Genomic DNA, 21,422 nt, shown 5'->3' with positions numbered 1-21,422 from the left:
TTCTGGAGTATTTAATCCGGACAAGTGTCGGACTCGGTGCCGATCTGGACTTACCGGACGAGCTTCTTCAAACGCTGATTCATCGGGAATCCGTGACGTAGACGATTGGCGCATGCGATGGGATGGCGTGGTGTCGTGTTCCGCAAATGACTCGAATGAGCCTGTCCTGATTTTTGTGTGCGAGGCCTCATTGCGCCTAAGGAGCATGTATGCCAAACAAAGAACCCAGCAAGACGAAGCAGCGGAACGCCCGGATTCGGGCAGCGTCGGATGCGTTGCCGAAGATACCCAAGGAAGTGTTGGACCAGATTGCGCCGAACGGCTTGATGACGGCGGTGGAGATCAACGATGCGACGATGGCGCTGAAGAAAGCGTTGATCGAGCGGGCGTTGGGCGCGGAGTTGTCGCACCATCTAGGTTATCCGCCGGGCGGTGATCGCCCGGAGCCGGCCGAGAATCAACGCAATGGCACGAGCAGTAAGACCGTACACACGCAGGATGGTCCGCTGAAGCTGGAAGTCCCGCGTGATCGTGCTGGCAGCTTCCAGCCGGTGTTGATTCCGAAGCACGAGCGACGATTCACGGGGTTCGACGAGAAGATCGTGGCACTGTACGCGCGCGGGATGACGGTTCGGGAGATTCAGGGTTTTCTGTCCGAACAGTATGGTACGGAGGTGAGTCCGGAGTTGATCAGCACGGTCACCGATGCGGTCATGGCTGAGGTCGGGGCATGGCAGACGCGGCCGCTGGAGATGCTGTATCCGGTGGTGTTTTTCGATGCCTTGAGGGTGAAGATCCGGGAAGATGCGGTGGTGCGCAACAAGGCGGTGTACCTGGCCTTGGGCGTGTTGCCGGATGGCACCCGCGACATTCTCGGAATCTGGATCGAGAACATCGAGGGCGCCAAATTCTGGCTTAAAGTGTTCAATGAGCTGAAGACCCGGGGCTGCCAGGATATCCTGATCGCGGTGACGGACGGACTGAAGGGCGTGAGCGAGGCGCTGGGCGCGGCATTTCCGGCGACGACGCACCAGACCTGCATCGTGCACCTGATCCGCAATAGTTTGGACTTTGCAAGCTGGAAGGACCGCAAAGAACTAGCAAAGGCCCTGCGCCCGATCTATACCGCGCCGACCGCAGAGGCCGCAGAGGCCGAGCTGAACGCGTTCGAAGCCGGCCCCTGGGGGCAGAAGTTCCCGACCGTCGTAGCGGCCTGGCGTCGCGCCTGGGACCGCGTCATACCGTTCTTTGCGTTTGCTCCCGACGTACGTCGCGTCATCTACACCACAAACGCCATTGAGAGCTTGCACGCCGGGCTCAGAAAGATCATCAAGACACACAGTCACTTCCCAAATGACGATGCCGCCACCAAGCTGATCTGGCTGGCGCTACGAAACATCACTGCCGATTGGGGGCGCGCTGCCAAAGAGTGGCGCGCCGCCATGAACCAATTTGCGACCGCATACGGCGATCGATTCGTGCAGGCCATCGCGTCGGTCCTGCGTTCTATAAAAGGAACGCTGGACCGCCACCGTGGACAAGTCTCATCGCGCCTCGTGAACACAAAAAAGCTGACACTCCCGATGTTCGTTCCGATCGCCGAAAGAAAAATCTCCAGCGAGCGGACCGCTCACGCTCCTTGGCAAACGCCGCAAGTCATTGATTGCATTAATTTCCGTAAGAAAAATCTGAACCAGTCACCCGATGTGCGCGGTAGTAGAGCCGAATTCTTCCACGACTGTTCAATGAGACTGTCGAAAACCCGAAAAGCATCGATTTTCGGCGTTTTCAGGGCGCCTTTTCCCCTTACTTCCCAAACTGCGGACGCAACTCTCCCGTCATCATCATCAGCAGTTGCTTGCGCGCCATCCACAGGTTCGCCAGGGCAAACAGTGTCGGCACCTGAGCGGTGTTCTTCGCCAAGCCTTCGAAGCGCACCTTTACGAATCCGAACGGGCGCTTCGCAACTCGGAACGGATGCTCGACGCGAGCATGTATGCGGGCCTTCACCGTTTCCACCTCTTCAACCGCACGCTTCCATGGACTCGGCCGCATGGCCTTGATCTTGCCGCGCTTCTGGGCGATGTGCCACTTGATGCGTTTGCTCTTCACACGCTTGTCCGCACCGATATAGCTGGCATCGGCATGCACCATACGCTCCTTGCCGTGCAGCAGGTCTTCTACTCGCGCCACGTCCGCTGCGTTCGCACTGCAAATTGCTCAAGATCACCGTCTCGCCTGGTTTGTTGGCGCGGGACTGTATCCATCCGTGCCCCCTCCGAAAGCTAAAGAAGGTAAAGATTTCATGCGTATACTGCTTTTAACTATAGCGCTCGGCTTAGTTGCCGCACTTCAACCGACCGAATCGCAGGCGATAGATACGCGATTCTACGTGCGCGCCAACCTCGGCCAGCGCAATCCCAAGTCTAAGACGTCGGAGGACATCCTAAACTTCGCAAGCGACACCACCTGGGGTGTCGGGCTCGAAATGCTCGTGGGCCCAGCGATGCGAGGTCGGCGGTGTCATCCGAACTTGTCGATGCGACGTTGTGCATGACCAAAGTCCATCGAATCGATGCACCTGCCAAAGGGCCATTCAAGGCATATTGCTGCGCATCGTGCGATGCGCTTTGCGGTCACTCCAGATCTCGATGTCGCTTGCGACGCCGGCCCACTTCAACCCCTTCCAGCATCAACTCCATTGCCGTCCAATCCATCTCACGCGAACGCAACGCACATCAGTCGCTGATGAACTGCCCACCTCCAACCGCTTGGCCCACACGCAATACCCGCTGCATTCGAAGTACCGCACCTTCACATGCGTCGCCGCCTATTGACGGCTGCCCAGGCAACGGATCAGACGCCATGATGTGCTTCACCCGCGCCGACCAGCTATCGAACGATTTGCGCATTCACACAGGCTGCCCGCGCATACAGCTGCACCCGGACCTGACCCTCGGGAAAGAACATCAGTCACGTGTCAGCGATAGCAGCAACTCACAGCCCAGATGCTGGCGCAGCTCAAAATGTGATGACGACACATCCCGTCGGCCCAGCTCGACAAACTCGGTCCCGGCCTCGCCGCGCTTCATCATCGACGCTACCGGCAATCGCGTCGCTTCCTCCGATGCCGCGCCAGGCTGCGACCGCCAGCGATAGAAACTCGCCGATCTCACCGCGGCACGCGCGAAAAGCGCCGACTACAGGCCCATTTGCGGGGCGACTTCAGCGCAAATGTCATCAATGCTCACGGACCTGAATAAACTTCACTGGAGGCAAGGCAATCTCCGTCTGATGGCCGATCAATCTAGTGACGGCCATGCTGATCCAGCCGCGCTCACCATATCGTCACTGTTCATGCCGAACTTAGCATCGGCAAGTGCGTGTCACACGTCTGCCTTGCTACACGGCCATCGCTGTGTCGCTTCCCTGAATAGCGCGGGTTTTCAATCGGAGGCATCGGCGTTGACTCGATAAAGCACCATCGGATAGGGCCGCCCCTGATATTCGATCCATCCGGTAAGATGTTCCCTTGCCTGCAGCAGTTCGATGCGGGACGTGCTTCGTTCGAGCTTCAGCTCCGCGTGCAGCCACGTATCGGCAAAGTGGAGTCCGTCCAACTGCGTCTCAGCCACACCTACTTCGGGCATGGTGATCCAGCCAGCAAGACCCGATCCGCCGTCTTGAATTCGAGCATCTACCTGTGCATCCAGATAGCGAAACGCGACCGTACCCCGCCAGCGGCCATTCGGCAGTGCGATCATAGACGAGCGTTGCACAATCGCGGCGAGCGCTGAATCGCTGCCGTCGAGGAAGTCTGTTTGCGTCAACGGCGCATCGATTTGGGGTTTCACGGTATTGCGCCGATCTTCGCCGTGCGAGCCTTGCGTATATCTGGTGGATACGCGCACCGTGAGGCCACTGCTTGGAAGTTGCAGGCGTCGCGAGTCGCCGTAGCTGTTCGGCGAACCTCCGGTGCGTTCACCGACAATAATCGCCGGTGTGGCTTTCTCCAAATCCGCGACCAAGTCAACCGCAGCGGAAAACGTGCCCCCATCGACAATCACGTACAGAGCGCCGGGGCGCGTGAGTTTTTCGGAACGAACCAACCCGGTGACCAACGGCCACACCAGAGAACTATTCCCACCTGAATTGCCGCGCAGATCGATGATTAGCCGCTGTTGCGGCCCATGATTGATCGCTGTCAGCAGCCGATTCGAGAAGTCCGAAAAGCGTTCGCCGGACGATCGGTCATCCGCGATCTGCCGCAGGCGCACGTAGATGGCGTCGGCCGCTGGAAAATTCTCGAACCAGATGTCCCGATCGGTGTTGCGGTTTCGGAGTGCGTTGGATGAATTCGGCAAGTTATTCCAGTTGAGTTCCTGGGAACTAGGTAGCGCCTGGATCGGTAGCGACAGCCGCTTGCCCCGACGATCACGGAATGTCCAAGTCGCCCGGTCCACCGCGCCGGTGATACCGCGCGCGTGCAGGATCTCGGGAACCACGAGGAAAGAAGCCATCAAATAGCGCCGTTGCGCGGCATTGTCATGATGAACGAGCGAGCCCAACCGCTTCACTACATCGTCGACGGGCCTGGCATCTATCGCCACGAGCACGCTGCCCAGTGCCACCTTCATCTGATCCGTTGCAGCGGCCACCACATATCCGTCCGAAGTGGATTCGAGCCTGAGCGGAAACTGAGTGAACTGAGTCACGTTAGCCGGCTCGGTCGGTGCGTGCGTGGGGAACAGGCGTGCCTGGGGTGCCAGGGGCAAGGTCAGACGGGTATGCCCTTCCCCTATCGCAGCAACGATTTGGGCAAGCTGCAGCACGCGCTCGGCTTCCGAGCTGCGTCGATCGGCGATAAACGCATCCAGTTTCCGCGCAAATGCTTCGGCACCCAGGGTGTGATAAAGGTTTGGGTGCAGACCCGGCAAGCGCTCGCGCAAAAAGGTCGCGTCGGCGACCCAATCGATCGTTGCCGGTGACGCGTCCGCCGCCGAACTGGCAACGGGTAACGCAGAAAGCGCACACAACGAGGCACGAAAAAGAACGAAAACTGGCGAAAAGGACGGGCGCGACATGGATGGGCCTCTAGCGAGTCGTTGGTGACTTCGATGCTAGGCCAAGCAGGAGGCAGGTTACTTTCTCCACATGTCCGTGCGCATGCCTGCGGACATACTGGGTGCACGGACTAGGCAGGATTCAGGATGAACCAATACCTGATCGCTACAGTATTGGGAACCTTGTTGCTCTGCGCTCTGATCGTGGACTACAGGCGCACCGGCATTGCTGCCACCGGTTGGTTGGCGGCATGGCTGGCAACCCGAGTATTGGTGCTGTGGCTGGCATTACTCGAATCGGCAGCTCCGGAGATGGGACCGACTGCGTTTGGGTTGCTCGCCCCGTTGTCGACTACAGCGTCAGGACCGCTGCTGTTCGCATTCGTGTATGCGGCCAAACTGCACAGAACGCCGCCGACCTGGCTATTCGCACCCATCGCAGCGCACGCGACCGCGTTGCTTTTTCCTGGCACGCATCAGTACCTGGATATCCGCGTCGCCATCCTGCCGTGCATGGTTTTCGCCTTCGCCGCGGCATGCATCGCCTTTCGCCATTGGGATCAGAACAATCCGCTGCGCGGTCAGGTCGCAGCGGTGCTTGGGGCGGTCGCATGCTTGCATGTGCTCAACGCGTTTGGTGTCTTGTTTCCGGACGCCACTCGTATCGAATGGGCTATTCTGGCGCTGGTGAGTTCTGGCTTGTTCGCTTGGACCCTGTACCGACTGCTGATGACCGCGCCGACGAGCGGGGTGCAGGCGATCTTTCGTCGCTCGCAAGCGCTTCCAATAACGGATCGCTTCGAACGCGTCGACGCAGCAATGCACTCCAAAGGGATGTGGCGCGTTCCTGATCTGAATCCGGCGACATCAGCGCGCGCTACTGAGCTCTCCGTCAGCGAGACATCACACGCTCTCAATCGCCCCAGGGTTGTTTGTCGCTCGCCAGCGACTCCAATGCCGGATCACTTCGAGCGCATCGACGTGGCTATGCGCTCCAGGAAGATGTGGCGCATTCCCGATCTGAGTCTGGCGACGCTGGCGCAGGCTACCGAGCTTTCCGTCAGCGAAACCTCACGCGCTCTCAATCGCGCCGAGATTGGTGGTTTCTTTGCGTACGTCAACACGCTGCGCCTGGATGATGCCTGCGCACTGCTTTCCGATCCCGATCAAGCCCGATACACAGTGGAAGGATTGGGCCGCGAAGCTGGGTTCGCAACTCGTTCCACCTTCTACAAGGTGTTTCGCGAGCGCCTGGGGGTGACGCCGCATGGGTTTCGGCAAAAGGCACTGCGCAAAGCGACAAAGGAAGACGACTTGTTATCCGACCGGGGAGTTCGGCCATCGATCACACAGCAGATGGCGCCCTAATCACTATCGCCTGCCTCGTAATAGAGGCACACCTCACGGCATGCCACCTCCACAGATTCCGGCGGGCGTGATTGACGCACCTGGCTCCCACCTCGGGTTATTGGCTGCAAAGCGCAGCTCGGCCAAGGATGGCTGATGCATGCGACGGACCGGAAATCATTCGCGACTTGAGTCATGCGATTCCCAGGGGTGATGGCTATCTGACTCGTCGATTCAAAGTGCGTCATCAGAGATCGGCGACGTAGTGCCGGAACGCGTCCAGTGTGCGTAAGCTGGTAAGCACCGCGCCATAGCTAGTCCATTGGCGCCTCATTGCGCCAGCCAACGCACTTGCTCAGGGATCGATCAGTGTATGTGCCGCTTGAGCAGCAACCTGATGACCTTGCCTCGATTCCACGTACACCAATTACGCAGCCATTTCGGCTAATTCGGCACTGACCGGGATCTTATAGCCGATCGAAGAATGCAGCCTACGCCGGTTGTAGAAGCCTTCGATCTAATCGACGAGATCGAGCCTAGCTTCTGCTCGGCTTTGGTAGCGAACTTGTTCGACACGCTCCACTTTGAGCGTTTTGAAGAAGCTCTCCATTGCCGCATTGTCCCAGCAGTTTGCCCTACGGCTCATTGATTGCTGCATGCGTAAGTCCTTGATTAACGCACAGTGTTCTTTACTCGCATACTGGCTGCCGCGATCGGTGTGCATGATCAAGCCTGGTGGCGGCTTGCGCTGCCAAATCGGTGACTTCAAGGCTTGGCAGACCAAGTCAGCCTTGATCCGCTCGTTCATCGACCAACCAACAATTCGTCGGCTAACCAAATCCATAATGCAGGCGAGATACAACCAGCCCTCGGCGGTCGCAATGTAGGTGATGTCGGCAACCCAGGCTTGGTTGGGTGCCCAGCCATTAAATCGGCGGTCCAGGACGTTTGGCGCGATCGGCTTCTGATGATCCGAGTCGGTGGTCACCCGATACGGCCGCCGATACGTCGGACGCAACCCTTGTCGAATCAAACTTCGACGGACCCGCTCATGACCGACAGGCTGACCCAAAGCTCGCACGATCCGTGGCCGACCGTAGCTGCGCCTTGACTCCGCATGAATCGCCGCGACCTGAGCATCCAGGGCCGCATTGTCCAAAGCCCGCTGACTGGGCGGACGCGTGCGCCACTGGCAGTAACCGGTGCGAGACACTTCAAGCTGACGACACATCCGGACAACACTGAACTGATCGCGATTGGCTTCAATCCAGGCGTACTTCACCGCGATTCCTTCGCGAAATACGCCGCCGCTTTTTTTACGATTTCCAGGTCCAACTTCGCGTTCGCCAGTTCCCGTCGCAATCGCGCGTTCTCCGCCTCAAGCTCTGACACCCCTCGCTTCGTCGGCGTCGAGCCAGCGCCGTCCGCATTCAACTTCCCTTCTCGGGCCAGCTTGATCCAGTTCGATAAACTCGAATCCGGTATGCCAAGCCGCTTGACCGCCTGCGCCGCACCCACCGACTTCGCCAACCGAACCGCTTCGACCTTGAACTCGGTCGTGTACTGCCGATTTGGCACTGTTTCCCGCTTCCGTGAACTCTTGCTCATTTGGTTCTCCATTCATCAGAAAATTATCAACTTTCTGGTGTACGTCAAACCGAGGCAGGGTCACAGAAAGATCATCAAGACACACAGTCACTTCCCAAATGACGATGCCGCCACCAAGCTGATCTGGCTGGCGCTACGAAACATCACTGCCGATTGGGGGCGCGCTGCCAAAGAGTGGCGCGCCGCCATGAACCAATTTGCGATCGCATACGGCGATCGATTCGTGCAGGCCATCGCGTAAAATGAACCCCGACTTGCCCACCGCGTCGGTCCTGCGTTCTATAAAAGGAACGCTGGACCGCCACCGTGGACAAGTCTCATCGCGCCTCGTGAACACAAAAAAGCTGACACTCCCGACTCGAATAGAGTTCTCGCCGATCGAACCAATGGGGCGTTGCTGGGCGCCGCCTAAGTTGCCATAAGGTCTCCTCCTCGTGCTCTGCCCTGACTCGAAAGGCTTTCAGATTTCCTTCAATCGATTTGCGAAACACGACACCACATGGGGCGATCGTCCCTCGCTGAACGGGCGCGCTGCGCTCGCGATCGCCAGCAACAGCCAGCCAGCCAGCCAGCCAGCCAAGAATTCTGTCCTGCAAAACGGCGTGAATCAAACCTAATCGGACGGGCGCAGCGTCAAATAACGCACGCGTTCGCGACGCGACATCCAGATCCGCGCACATCGTCGCTTGCGCGCGCCCGCAGAGTCGCTAGATTAGTCTCATTCCCGCTCCTCTGGAGCCTGTTGGTTGACAGATTCAACTCATGCATTGCTAGCGGTTCGACGTTCCCGTCTTGCCTGCTAACCATCCACTGGTGTGTTGTTTCGATGTCGCGCCGTTCTGGTTGCGTAGCTTGGCTTCCGTTGGCATTCGCTGACTCAGTCCTGCCGCACCTTGGCACGAGCTCTTTGCTGCTTGCCTAGATTGCTTTTTTTATAGACTGCAATCTGCAACCGCCGCCATTGACACTCGAACACCCGTTCGCCATGAACTGAACGACTGTGCCTGCCCTGTCCGGCACGCGTTCACGATCAATCGTGATGCATGGTCCTGTTCTGAGTCTCTCAGATTCAGATCTTGAACATCGAGCATGCCGGTTTCGGTTGCTGGTATTGGGTTTGCGCGCGCCACTCCTGAGCGTTCATGCCTAAGACACAGTCACTCACTGGTTGCGCCGTCGCTCACTGCGATCACGCTTGTTTGTTTTAGTCCCCATTCCGTTTCGGCCACTTCGGTGACCGGATTCCTCTGATCTGCTGCGCATCCGCGCACAGTCACGCTGCACAACGACGCGTCCCTCACCGGATGCAGTCGCTGCAACGTGTGTTCTCAAGCTGTTCCACAAACCATCCCCCACCGCGAGGCACCCGCCTCGCGCTGGTGCCTCCTCTTTTGCGAGGTTGCACCATGAAGACTGATGTGTTGTCGCTGATTCACGCTCCCCAGTATGCCGAGTTCGTGTTGTCGTCCCTGACGACTGCCGAGATTCTGCAAATCGATGAGCGCTTGCTGAAAGCGTTGCAAGACCCCCGCTTGGTTCTGATCCGGCATTTGCTCGACACCCTCAAGGTGTTGATCGATGTTGAGTTGGAATCCCGTCGGGAATCAGGGCTTTAACGCCCTGTTCCGAGTTGCCGCCAGTAACCGCTGATCCCCATCAGCGCTTACTGCGGCCATTCGGATGCTGATACTGCCTCGGTGCTCTTTTCATGCCGAGTCTTTTTTGATCGTTCACCCCCGCGGGTATTCACCCGCATGGGGTGGGTATCCGCCTCTTTCACCGGAGTGTCTGATGCGGAAACAAGATGTTCGGAAAACTCGATCCAAAGCGATTGGTCTGCCTGAGCGGATCCGCCCCTGGTTGTTTGGCCGCAGCTTCCTCAATGTGGCCGGCCGGATTCTGCGGAGCAAGCGCCAGCGCCGAACCCCACTGAGCAAGCGCCAAGTGTCGTTCGCAAAGCGATGTGGCGTTGATCTTGCCCGGCCGGACGTTGCACAGCGCAAGTCCCATGCACGATTGCCCCCCAATCGCGTTCGGAGCCAACCGATCCGAACCGGTTCGGTCAAGGCCAGTCAGAGCGAGACCCGTCAGGCGTCGAGCTCGATGGGAACCCGCGAGTTGGCCCTGGTGCGCTTCGTCCAGCGCGTTGCTGCACGCGGTGTCGTGGTCACCTTGCTGGTGCTGTTGGTGCTGGTGATCTGGGGCATGCTCGCTTTGGCGTTTCATGCCGTGCTGCCAGAACGCTTTGCGTATCTGACTGCCGCGCAGTTGGAGAGCATCCGCAGTGTGCTGGCGTTGCTGTTTGCGTCCGGCGTGGTGTCGGAGTATCTCCGCCGCCTGTTGAGTCGTTGATCGGGTTCCGGCAGGCCTCTTATGAGGCTTGCCGGCTTTTGCTGGCACAACCGGGTCCTTTTGGCGGCGCCCTGGGTATCGCTCGCTATAACAAGAGCGCGAATTGAACCGCTCATCCGTCTTTTGGCTTCTTGATCCTCGCGGCGCCGTCGATGCGCAATAAGGTGTTGACTTGAATATCGAAGAATCAGTTCAAGCGAACCCCGGAACGTCAAATCAGGCGATACGCCTGAGTCCATCGCAGTGACTTGCCACACTGCATTGTCGCCGCGTGCATTGCGCGCAAGATTCTGCGACGCCAAGTCCGCTGACCACGGCGACGCGCCCGAACCTCAAGTGCCGTTTGTGTGCACTTTTACATCGGCCGCAGCGGCGCCGCAGGTCCCGTTCGCGCGTGCTACCTGTCGCGAATTGCACAAAAAAGCCCGGCTGGTGGCCGGGCTTTTTCAAAACAAGCTACCGAGGATTACTCGAAGCTGTTTGCAAACACCGCATCCGTTGGACCTGAAGAGCAGGAACGCACGCTGATGTCATCGATGTACCAACCATGCGGGGTACGACCGACTGACGTGTCACTGGTGAAGCGGAAGCGGAACTTCACAGCCTGACCGGCAAGGCTGTTCAGACTGATCACTTTGCGGTTGTACGCCCGTGGATCGCCGCACCATCCGGCACCGGCTCCGTCAACGGCGCCGTCGAACGGTCCGGCAAGAATGTCGGTCGCCGTAAATGCGGTCCAATTCGTGCCGCCATTGGTCGAGAATTCAACCCAGCCGCCATCCCAGCATCCAACCGGCGCGGTCGTTTTGTCTTCGATGGTCTCATCGCTCTGGAACGACAGCACCACCGGATTCTGACCGGCCGGGATATTGATCGTCGGCGAATCCAACAACTGATTCGTTGCGGTTGCTGGGTCTGGCGCCAACCACGCGCTGGTACCGGCAAATGGTCGGGCGGTACTGATGGACCAGCTTGAAGCACCCGTGCCACTAACGACAAAGCCGTTCGCGCCTGCCTCGGCGCCTTCCGAGAACACCGTTACCGGTGTTTGGCCGACATCACAGTCGCCTGCCGCAGTTTGTGTGCGGAACGTGCGCACAGCCGATATTGTTCCGGCACCACAGACATTGTTCGGCGTGACCCGCCAGAAGTAGTTGGTGGACGACTGCAGCGGTGTTGAAAGCACCAGGCTGGTGCCGCCAGTCACTGTCTGCGTTGCGACAATAGTCGTAAATCCAGCGTCGGTGGCAACCTGCACCTGATAGCTGGCCGCTTGCGTCGCGGCGCTCCAGCTAAAGGTCGGAGTCAGCGACTGACCGATGGCATTGTCAGCGGGTGCCGTCAGAGCCGGAGTACCCGGTGCCGCAGTTGCAACCAGGACGTTGGTCGTGAATTGTCGGGTAGTGGCGCCGGAAGTCGCGTTGACCGTAATGCTGGTATCGCCGGGAGTCGCCGCGTTGGTGGCTGACAGCGCCAATTGCGATGTGCCGGGTGGCGTCACCGTTCCGGGCGTCAAGGATCCAGAGAATCCCGTAGGCAACGACGCCGAAAATGCCAAGTTCACCGGATCGACGAATCCTGAAATGCTGCCAACGTTGAGTTGATTGTTCGGCAGACTGACTGGTGTGCCCTGATTGGCGCACAACTGGGAACTCGTCGTGGTGCCACCAAAGGTAAAGGTTGGCGTGCCGCATTCATCAAACCGGAACGACCCAATGCGCGTCGACCAAGCCCCTGTCGGCATGTAGCCGCCGGTGTACCAGAAGGTGCAGCCGTCAACGGGGTCAACGCTCATCGAGTGATAGTCGCCCCAACGTTCGTTGGACTGTGAGCCGCCGCCAGCTATCAGCGTGCGCTCGGGTGAGGTCATTACCCCCAAGGTATCGGACGAAAGCCGCCCCACATAACGAATTTCGGGGAAAATGCCTGGCGATTGCCGTGTCACGGAATAGCCCATGGCAATGTTGCCTGCTGAGTCAATGGCCGATCCGGCCATCCAGCGATCAGCAGGATTGCCGCCGTCGCCAGGCGCATACGTGCCCTCCTGGTGCAAGGTCCAGGGATTGGCGATGCCACCAGTTCGGCGGAGTTCGAACCAGCGAATGCCGCCCGTGTCTGCCGCATCGACGTCAGTCACCATGTTGCCGACCAACGTCTCGTGCGTGCCGAAATTGCGGTAGATCAGCTTGTTCATGACCTGCTCGCGCAGCGGGTCGAGCTTTTGCCCGTTCGGCTGCGGGAACGCGTTGAAAGCCGTCAATCCATTGAGGTTCGAACTAAATTCGGAAATCGGGACTTGCACCGGTCCGGTCAAGACCGTATTGGCTGGCGTCGTGAAATCGACATCCAGTTGCACGATCTCCAGGAAATCCTGAGTTGGGTTGTTCGAGCCTGGGTTGTGCGACTCGTCGTCCCGATGGCGCATGAACAGGCCAGGCGCGTTCGTTGGCGGCGCTTCGATCCCATCATGATCGGCAGCCTGCCATGCTTCGAAACTGAACCCGCCAAGGCGGGCAACTGTCTTGCGCTGGAACGTAGCGGCTTGTCCAGCAAGCATTTTGGTGCGATCGAAAGCATAGACGGGTCGCTGGCCGCTGGTGCCGTTTTCATTGGCAGCGGCATAGTATGCATCGGACCATACGCCGTAGTGCGGATAGTCCGGGAACGACGGCATCACAAAGTTGTAGCGTGTCCAGGTCGTTGACGCTGGATTCGAACCTGCGCTGATGTAGAAGCACAGGTCATTGGCACCGTCAACGAACTCGGTCAACACCCAGCGACTGGCCAATTCGTCATACAAAATAACGGCATCGCCAAGACCGGTCGCACAAGCGCCGCCACTACCGAGGGTTGCCAGTTCGAAGGCAGGGCCAACAGCCGTACCATCCGCCTTGTTGTAAATCCGAATCAGGGCGCCGCCCGAACCATTGATGGCCTGGACATAGTGATTGGGGCCAATGTCCCCGTTCACGTCGGATGGCGACACGCCGGTATTGGTTTGACCTTCAACATTGACCGCCGGCGTAGACAGCGCGCGCGTCGGAAATTGCGTCTGATCGAAATCGCGTTGCTTCTGCGCCAGATCGTCGAGCTTATCGGCGACCGGATTGACCGGGACCGGATTCAGCACTTGCGGATCGCTGAACTGACGCGGCACTTCCTTGATAGGGTCACCCGGCTTCCATTCCGGCAAGGTTGGCAGCGTCAACACGTTCACGAACTTGGTGGTCGGGACCACCTGCGGGCTGACATAGTCCGCACCACGGTCATAGGGCACGCCGGAGCTGTCGAAGCCCTGCTCTGTCTTGAATTCAGCGGCGTTCGAAATTGCAAGGGGCGCAAGCCACGCCAATGCAGCCATCAGTGAAAGGTTAATTCGCATGCGTCGGTCCCGAGGCGGAGTTTTCGAGGATTGCGATCATGACGCGGCGAGACTGTTTCGGCAACTGGCTCGTTTGCGGTGTGACGGCACGAACGACCGCGTGCCCTCCCCGCACGGCGGCATCGCATGCACTGCAGATGTTGCTGAGTTCGACTCAGGTTATTGATATGAAGAGACTTTTATGCAGTGGAACCCTGCCGGTGGTGGTGTCAACGAGGCGACCTCTGAATCAATCCGACTTTGGGGCGGCTTGAAGGCTATGGGCACCTGCAGCGTCGATTCGGAAACACAGCAAGTGGCCTGGCGCTGCGATTTCGGGATATTGCGTCGCAACATCCGAAGAGTGCCCCCGATTGCCACGGCGTCAGCTACCACTGTTGGGTCACGCACTCACTCTTGAATTGAACGTCGAACGATTGCTTCGCCACCGGCATAAATGGTCAAGGACAGCAACGCGCCTTCTGCGTTCAGCGCGCCCTGCCATTGGTCTTGGTGGCCACCAATCGGCTTGAGCGACGGAAGGTCTGTCTGCAGGCCGCCAAGCGCGGTGACCTGCAGACGTGCAGGCGAGTCATCCGGAATACTGAGCTCGACTAGACCGTGTTCACTACGCACACTGGCATCACCCTGCCACTTGCCGCCAATCTGAGTCGCCCGAATAACGCCGTCGACGGTGTGAAGTTGCAGGCGTCCAGCACTGGTCGCGACAATATTGCCGCCCACGGTTCGGACGGCGAGGTCCGATCGCACATTTTTCGCAAATACATCGCCAGAGCTGGTTTCGACCGTAATCTCGTACATGGGCGGCAGATAAGCGGCCAAATCCACGCGGATGGGCGCCTTGTCCCCTGGCGCGGGACGGACCAACAGCTGCGCGCTGCCAGGACGATCACCCGGCTGCACCAGAAACTGCGGCATTCGGACCCCGGGCGCAACTTGCACTACGGCGTGCACCCCAAGACTGGCGGGGTCTTTTAGCTTTTTGACATACACCGTGCCGAAATCATTCTTGATCAACAGTCTCTGGGTACCAGCCGGTAGTGCCAGCGCCTCATGAACGCGTTTGATTTCAAATGCTTGGTCCCTCTGGCTTTGCATTGACTTGCAGCTGGTCAAAGCCAGGGCAACAGATAAAGTCAGGAGCAATGATCGAAGTAGGGGCATTGGGTTGTTCCGGTATGCAAGCGAGCGGGCGGCAGACGCGCTCATGAGATCAGCGCTTCAGGCCCTTGGCCGGGTCTTAGGCACAGAGGGCGACCGTGCTTCAAGCCATCGAGGCAGGCCTGAGCAATGGTTTCGACGGACCGGCGCGGCCAAAAGTTCCTGGGCGCCGGTGTCGTGGCAACCATCAATCGAGCACGTCCACCGTGACGGTTGCCGTCGCTGTGCCGCCACGCCCATCGCTGATGGTGTAGGTGAACGTGTCGAGGCCGCAGAAGCCTGGATTCGCACGGTAGTGCAGCACGCCTGGCACGCTGCTCTGAATCACCGAACCGTTGGCGGGCTGCGTGAAGGACAAGACGGTCAGGCTGTCGCCATCCGGGTCGCTGTCATTCAGCAGCACTTCGAGCGGCACAAACACCATGCCGAGCGCAATGGCTGAGTCATCCAAGGCCACCGGCGCCCGGTTGGCCGGCAACGCGCTGACGGTGATCGACACCGTGGCCTGCGCCGTCGAACCATTACTGTCGCGAATCGTGTAATTGAAGCTGTCGACGCCTGAGAACCCACTGTTTGGCGTGTAGGTCACATTGCCGCTCGCGCTGAACGTGACGGCGCCATTGGCCGGGGTCGTGGTCGACACGACGCTCAGTGGATCGTTCTGCGGATCGCTGTCGTTGGTCAGCACATTCAGGCTGACCGGCGTGTTGAACGGCGTGTTGGCGCTGTCGTTCACGGCCACCGGCGGATTGTCGAGCACCGTCACGGTGACCGTTGCAGTCGCCGTGCCATTGCGACCGTCGCTGATCGTGTAGCTGAACGTGTCAGTGCCGACGAAGTTCGCATTCGGTGTGTAGCGGATACTGCTACCACTGATGACGGCGGTGCCGTTCGCCGGATTGCCCACCGTGGTGATGGTCAAGGCGTCGCCATCCGGGTCGGTGTCGTTGGCGAGGACGCTGATGTTCGAGGCAGTGCCACGCGACGTGGTATTGGTGTCGTTCGCTGCTGCCGGACCGCGGTTCAGGAACACACGCGGACCGAGTGTGCGGTTTTCGCTTACCTCTTCAATCCGATACACATCGACCGTACGCTTGTGTTCGCTCGGATTCCTGAGCGCGCGCTCGATCCAGGCCGCCGGCATTTTCACCGGCGTCTTCTTCCATTCGACGATGTCTTCGCTGACCGTCTTGGGCGGCTGTTCCTCGAGCTTTTCCTCAACCGTCAGGAAGCTCACTTCGACGCGTCGGTTCTGGTGCCGCTCGGCAGGTGTATTCGGGTACTTCGGACTGCTTTCGCCCGCGCCGGTGGCAGTCAAGTCAGCGCCGGGCACGCCGTGACCTTCCAGGTACGCCTGCACCGACTTGGCGCGACGCTCAGACAGCGCTTGGTTGTAGGCGTCCGGACCCAGATCACAGGTATGGCCGACGATCGTGATACCACCGACGCGACGATCCGAGGTCATCGCCGTGAGCAGCGATTGCAGCGCGCCCTCGCCTGCCGCCGTCAGCACCGAGCGATCCAGTTCGAAGAATGCATCCGTGTTCATCTGGATTTCGTTCTTGACGATGATCGGGTCAACCGGGATCTGCTTCTCCACCGTCCGCTTGACTTCTTCCTGTGTAAACGGCTCGGCTGGACGGAAGTTGTGGCGTTTGCCGAGTTCGTAGCGCCAGGTCAGCATCGCGCGCGTATCGCTGCGATCGACTTCGAACTGGCCGTTCTTGTCCAGGAATTCAGCGTCCAGTGCGAGGCTGTGGCGGCTGTCGTTAAAAAACTTCTCCACGCCAAACGACACCGTAGTCTGATCCGAATCGAAGTCACCACGCTCGTAGTCGAGACCACCCTGGACGCGCACGAGGCCGGGCTCGAAGAAGCGACCGATGCGGGCGCCCACGCCCTCGTCGTAGGGCTTCTCGAATACTTCGGTCAGCGTGTTGATGGTTTCGGTCTGCTGGTACGGACGGCCGTTATCAGTGCCGGTCAGCAGATTGGTGGTCGTGACGGTGCTGCTGTCCAGGAACCGTTGGCCCGTCAGGCCACCCTGCAGATAGAGACTCCCGAACCAATGCTCACGTTCCATGCCCACGCCGACGGCGAGTTTGCGATCATCGAACGCGTTTTGGTCGACGGCGACAAAAGCCTTGGCGACCGTCACCGAATCCGGGTTGTCGATCGTGTCTTGCCGCGTTTTGCCGCCCCAGAGCCAGTGGTACCCAACGCCGACGCCGCCAGCACCGGCCTGCCCCAGCCAGCCTTCGACCGACCACAGACGCTCGCCGTTATCGCCAAAAAAGCCGCGGGCTTCGCCATGTACATCGCCGTCGTCATTGACGCCGAGACCGACCCAGCCATTGCTGGCCACGTACGTCAGCGGTACCGCCGCATTGTCGACAGGTTGCGGTTTTGTGGGATCAGCCACCTGGGCAAACACGGGGCCGGACAACACGCCGACAATGGCAAGACTCAACACAGAACGACGCATCGGAACTCCGCAAACGGGATGAAGTTGATATTCCGTCATTGTAGCCGCTGGCGCGGCCTGGCGTTGGATTGATCGGCGCTGGCTTCAGCCTTCAGGCAGTTTTCCCGCGCCAGCCCCTCGGTCGATCGCCCGCGCTTATGCCAAACGGGCGGGATCTGTGGGCTTGCGCCAGCCTGCAAGTTCCGGCATCTAGGAAGGCCGATAGTCAGATATACGCCGGTTTCGCCATGAGTACCCCGCATTTCATTCTCACGATCCGCTGCCAGGACGCGGTCGGCATTGTGGCCGCAGTCGCCTCCGCGCTCGCCGCGGCCGACGCGTTCATCACCGAGAGCTCGCACTATGGCGACGAGGAGACCGGGCTGTTTTTCATGCGTACCGTGTTCCGGCCAACCGGCGCGCACTTTCAGTCCCGCGATGATTTTCTGACGGCGCTGGCCCCCGTGCGGCAGCGCTTTGGCATGGACTTGAATCTGCACCGGCGCGATCGGCGCATGAAGGTGCTGATCGCGGTCAGCAAGCCTGGGCATTGCCTGAACCACTTGCTGCACCAGTGGCAGTCGGGCGAGCTGCCCATCGACGTGGTCGGCGTCCTGAGCAACCATCGCGATCACCAGCGCCTGACCGAGTGGTACGGGATTCCGTTCCACTTTTTGCCAATGGGTGCCGACAAGCCTGAGCAGGAGGCGGCTCTGTTTGCAGTGTTCGAACAGACAGGGGCCGAGCTCCTGGTGTTGGCGCGCTATATGCAGGTTCTATCCGACGATCTCTGCCAAAAGCTGGCCGGCCGGGCAATCAATATCCACCACTCTTTTCTGCCGAGTTTCAAAGGCGCGAAGCCCTATCACCAGGCGCATGCCCGCGGGGTCAAGGTGGTGGGCGCCACTGCCCACTATGTAACGAAGGACCTGGACGAAGGCCCGATCATTGAGCAGGAAACCGAACGTGTCGCCCACAATCAGAGCGCCCAGACGCTGGCGCGCATTGGCAAGGACATCGAGTCGGTCGTACTCACTCGGGCGGTGCGTTGGCATGCGGAGCATCGTGTGATGCTGAATGGCCTGCGGACCGTAGTGTTCTATTGAGGCGGGCCCGACTGCGTCCACTCCGGACGTTCAGACCCTCCTTACCCGCCCTATTGGCCGGCTTTCCGGCGCTGTTGCTGCAAGGTCTCGAGACGCTTCCGGATCGCCTGGCTGCGCGGATCGTCGGCGCCGAATTGGCGTTCGAGTTCGGCCAGCGACTGCTTGATGAGCGCCTCGCCCTCGTCGAAGCGGCCAGCCATCCCAAGCGCCACACCGTAATTGGCCTGGATCGCGGCAAGATGCCAATGCCCCGGTGGCAGATGCGCCTCGGCACGCGGCAACAGATCGGCATAACCGGCGATCGCGCGGTCGAGTTCGCCCAGATCGCGCAAGTAGGAGAGATGATTGCTCGCCAACATGATCGTTTCCGGGTGGTTGATGCCGTTCGCCTTGCCATACAGGATGACGGCCTGGCTCAAGAGCACCTCGGCCCGGGCCAGATCGCCGCGATCACGCACCACCAGGGCCAGCGTCCCAAGCGTCTTGGCGGTTTCTGGCAGCGTCTCGCCAAGCACACGGCGCCGACGCTCATAAATATCGCTCAGCTCGCGTTCGGCCTCTTCCAAGCGCCCAGCGGCCCGCAATGCCAGCGCGTAGTTGCTGCGCATGGTCAGCACGTTTGGATTGTCGGGGCCGGCAGTCGCCGTTCGAAGCGGAATCACCCGCTCAAACAACGGGATCGCCTTCGCAACTTTGCCGGCCTCATAAAGTGTCATGGCCACATGCGCCCATTGCCGGAGCGTGTCTTCGTGCTCGGCGCCAAAGACTTGCTCCGAGCTCTGTGCCGCCTGCCGGTAGCGCCGTTCGGCCACGTCGTACTTGCCTTCGCGCGCGGCGAGATCGGCCTGCTTCGACAGCACGCCAATCACGATGGGATGCGTTGGCCCATAGCGCGTCAGCACACTCTGGTAGGCCTGATCGATCAGCGCATTGGCCTCCTGCCATTCGCCCTTCCTACCCAGCATGTCGGCCAGATTGGCGCGGGCGCCGGTGACCGACGGCCCATCGGTCCCGAAGCGCTTGGTCATCAATTCCAGATTTCGGCGTGCGAGGCTGACGGCGGTGTCGATGTCGCCGAGCTCGCGGGCAATCTCCACTTCGCTCCGACGCGCCTCTTCTTCGAGTTGTTCGGGCAAGCCCAATCCGGCGTCGAGACGCGGCATCAGGCGGGCAAATTCGGCCTGGGCATCTTTGAATTCGCCCTGGTCGACTTTCAGCAAGGCCAGTTCCAGTTCGGCCTGTAGCCGCTTGGGGCTGTCGGCCGCATGGGCTTTCTGGGCATCTGCCACCGCTTGTTCGAGCGTCTGGCGAGCGCGCTGCATGTCGCCCAAACGCCGCAGCGTGCGCCCCAGCAAGACACCGACTTCCGAGCGAAGGCCCGGATCATGCGCAAAACTTGCATCGAGCTTGCCAACGGCCTGACGGAGCGCATCGACCACTCGAATATCACGTGCCGTCTCGGGTCGGCCCTGCAGGTTCCAGGGATCCGGCGCTGCAATCATGTTTTCGAGAAAGTCCATGCTGGCAAACGCGCGGGCGCGCTCACTCTCAGCGACGGCCAGCGCTTTTTCGGCGCGCAGGCGCTGGGCGCGCGCCTCGATGGTCATGGCGGTGGTGCCGATGATGCCGATCACGAGCGACAGCAGGACCGCAGCCGAAGCAGCCACCATCAAGCGATTGCGCGCGACGAACTTGCGGAACCGGTACGCCCGGCTAGGCGGACTGGCGAGCACTGGTTCGCCAGTCAGATGCCGGCGAAGGTCGGCGCCGAATTCACCCACGGAGCCATAGCGCCGGTCACGCTCGCGCTCGAGTGCCTTGAGCGTGATCCAATCCAAGTCCCCAGACAGTTTGCGCGCCTGCATGGGGTAGTCGCCACCCATCGCCCGCTTCCATTCGGCCGACGGTTGTTTGCCGAGCTCGGTGACCATCCGACTTGGCGCGGTGACGTTGGCTTCGCGCAGCAGGCGGGCCAGATCGCCGTGGATGGCCCGCTGGATCTGCTCAGCCGGAATCGGCAGCTCATCGGTCAGCAGCTTGAACAGCACCACGCCCAAAGCATAGACATCGGTTCGGGTATCAATCGCGCTGGGGTCGCCCGCGGCCTGCTCCGGGCTCATGTAGGCCGGGGTCCCGATCGGCACACCAATTTGGGTGGTGCCAACATCGCCGCGTCCGGCGCTATCGATGCTCTTGGCAATGCCAAAGTCGATGACTTTGACCAACAGTTGACCCTGGTAATCGGCAACCAGCAGGTTGCTGGGTTTCAGGTCGCGGTGGATCACGCCTTTCTGATGCGCGTGCTGAACACCTTCGCAGACCTGCAAAAACAACTCCAGACGGTGTGCGGTGTCGATTCCCCGGCGGTTGCAGAACTCCACGAGCGGCACGCCCGGCACATATTCCATCGCAAAGTACAGGCGGCCGTCGGGCGACGCGCCGACATCTAGAATCTGCGCAATGTTCGGATGATTCATCCGCGCCAGCAGGTCGCCTTCGGACCGGAACCGATCGAGCAAGTCCTGGCTGTCCATCCCGGCGCGAAGCAGTTTCAGGGCGACTTGCCGGCGGACCGGCTCGCGCTGTTCCGCCAGAAACACGGCACCCATGCCACCTGTACCCAATTCGGCCAGGATTCGGTAGGGCCCGATCGCGCTGCCAATCAGATTGACCGGCTGCACAGGCGCGGCAAATGCGGCGCCGCCAGCGCTGGGTTGGCTGCTCGGGTTGATCGATGTCGCTTCTGGTCCGAGGGTTGGCTCGACCGGTCCGACCGGCGGCAACGAGGTAGCGTCCAGATCGCGCTGGATCTGGGTCGGGTCCTCGTGTTGGTCGGAGCGATTGCCACTCATGGGGGGATCATGTCCAACGCGAGGTCTGACAACAAGGGCCAAACGGGTGATTCGGAATCATTCGGCAAGCATTGTTTTGGCGACATC

Annotated in this window: 10 protein-coding genes and 3 pseudogenes; 6 read left to right on the top strand and 7 right to left on the bottom strand. The window is 60.0% G+C overall.

Annotation, left to right across the window (positions count from 1 at the left end):
- Nucleotides 1-209: 209 nt before the first annotated feature.
- Nucleotides 210-1,484, top strand: a pseudogene (locus C7S18_RS21335) (IS256 family transposase); the annotation flags it as partial.
- 322 nt (nucleotides 1,485-1,806) lie between these two features.
- Here C7S18_RS21335 and C7S18_RS25440 read toward each other — a convergent pair.
- Nucleotides 1,807-2,154 (bottom strand): transposase, encoded by a 348-nt coding sequence (locus C7S18_RS25440; RefSeq protein ID WP_425481085.1) that lies wholly within the window; start codon nucleotides 2,152-2,154, stop codon nucleotides 1,807-1,809.
- A gap of 1,292 nt (nucleotides 2,155-3,446) precedes the next feature.
- Nucleotides 3,447-5,084 carry a S41 family peptidase gene (locus C7S18_RS21315; RefSeq protein ID WP_106893471.1) on the bottom strand — a complete coding sequence of 546 codons (1,638 nt, stop codon included), beginning with the start codon at nucleotides 5,082-5,084 and terminating at the stop codon, nucleotides 3,447-3,449.
- Nucleotides 5,085-5,210: 126 nt separating this feature from the next.
- On the opposite strand from C7S18_RS21315, the gene C7S18_RS21310 reads away from it, so the two are divergent.
- Nucleotides 5,211-6,431: a helix-turn-helix domain-containing protein gene (locus C7S18_RS21310; RefSeq protein WP_106893470.1), complete on the top strand. Its 1,221-nt coding sequence runs from the start codon at nucleotides 5,211-5,213 to the stop codon at nucleotides 6,429-6,431.
- A 406-nt stretch (nucleotides 6,432-6,837) separates the two neighbouring features.
- Here C7S18_RS21310 and C7S18_RS21305 read toward each other — a convergent pair.
- Nucleotides 6,838-8,030 (bottom strand): annotated as a pseudogene (locus C7S18_RS21305) (IS3 family transposase).
- 52 nt (nucleotides 8,031-8,082) lie between these two features.
- On the opposite strand from C7S18_RS21305, the pseudogene C7S18_RS21300 reads away from it, so the two are divergent.
- The 3 genes and pseudogenes from C7S18_RS21300 to C7S18_RS21285 form a co-directional block, all read left to right on the top strand.
- Nucleotides 8,083-8,259, top strand: a pseudogene (locus tag C7S18_RS21300) (IS256 family transposase); the annotation flags it as partial.
- Nucleotides 8,260-9,424: 1,165 nt separating this feature from the next.
- On the top strand, nucleotides 9,425-9,634 hold the full coding sequence (locus C7S18_RS21290) for a hypothetical protein (RefSeq protein ID WP_106893468.1): 210 nt from the start codon (nucleotides 9,425-9,427) through the stop codon (nucleotides 9,632-9,634).
- 175 nt (nucleotides 9,635-9,809) lie between these two features.
- Nucleotides 9,810-10,370 carry a hypothetical protein gene (locus C7S18_RS21285; RefSeq protein WP_106893467.1) on the top strand — a complete coding sequence of 187 codons (561 nt, stop codon included), beginning with the start codon at nucleotides 9,810-9,812 and terminating at the stop codon, nucleotides 10,368-10,370.
- A 466-nt stretch (nucleotides 10,371-10,836) separates the two neighbouring features.
- On the opposite strand, the gene C7S18_RS21280 is transcribed toward C7S18_RS21285, so the two are convergent.
- From C7S18_RS21280 to C7S18_RS21270, 3 genes are all read right to left on the bottom strand, one after another.
- Complete coding sequence (locus C7S18_RS21280; protein WP_146152057.1) at nucleotides 10,837-13,752, bottom strand: hypothetical protein; 2,916 nt, start codon at nucleotides 13,750-13,752, stop codon at nucleotides 10,837-10,839.
- A gap of 390 nt (nucleotides 13,753-14,142) precedes the next feature.
- Nucleotides 14,143-14,850 carry a DUF4097 family beta strand repeat-containing protein gene (locus tag C7S18_RS21275; RefSeq protein ID WP_106893465.1) on the bottom strand — a complete coding sequence of 236 codons (708 nt, stop codon included), beginning with the start codon at nucleotides 14,848-14,850 and terminating at the stop codon, nucleotides 14,143-14,145.
- A gap of 250 nt (nucleotides 14,851-15,100) precedes the next feature.
- On the bottom strand, nucleotides 15,101-17,398 hold the full coding sequence (locus C7S18_RS21270; protein WP_170113414.1) for an Ig-like domain-containing protein: 2,298 nt from the start codon (nucleotides 17,396-17,398) through the stop codon (nucleotides 15,101-15,103).
- A gap of 227 nt (nucleotides 17,399-17,625) precedes the next feature.
- On the opposite strand from C7S18_RS21270, the gene purU reads away from it, so the two are divergent.
- The gene (gene purU, locus C7S18_RS21265) at nucleotides 17,626-18,483 is read left to right on the top strand and encodes a formyltetrahydrofolate deformylase (RefSeq protein ID WP_106893463.1); all 858 of its coding nucleotides are present in this window, start codon (nucleotides 17,626-17,628) and stop codon (nucleotides 18,481-18,483) included.
- 50 nt (nucleotides 18,484-18,533) lie between these two features.
- On the opposite strand, the gene C7S18_RS21260 is transcribed toward purU, so the two are convergent.
- Nucleotides 18,534-21,335 (bottom strand): serine/threonine-protein kinase, encoded by a 2,802-nt coding sequence (locus C7S18_RS21260; protein WP_106893462.1) that lies wholly within the window; start codon nucleotides 21,333-21,335, stop codon nucleotides 18,534-18,536.
- Nucleotides 21,336-21,422: the final 87 nt, after the last annotated feature.

It is taken from the genome of Ahniella affigens (assembly GCF_003015185.1).
Lineage (GTDB): Bacteria > Pseudomonadota > Gammaproteobacteria > Xanthomonadales > Ahniellaceae > Ahniella > Ahniella affigens.
The sequence above is the reverse complement of the archived record's forward strand: the minus strand, read 5'-3'. Positions and strand labels throughout refer to the sequence as shown.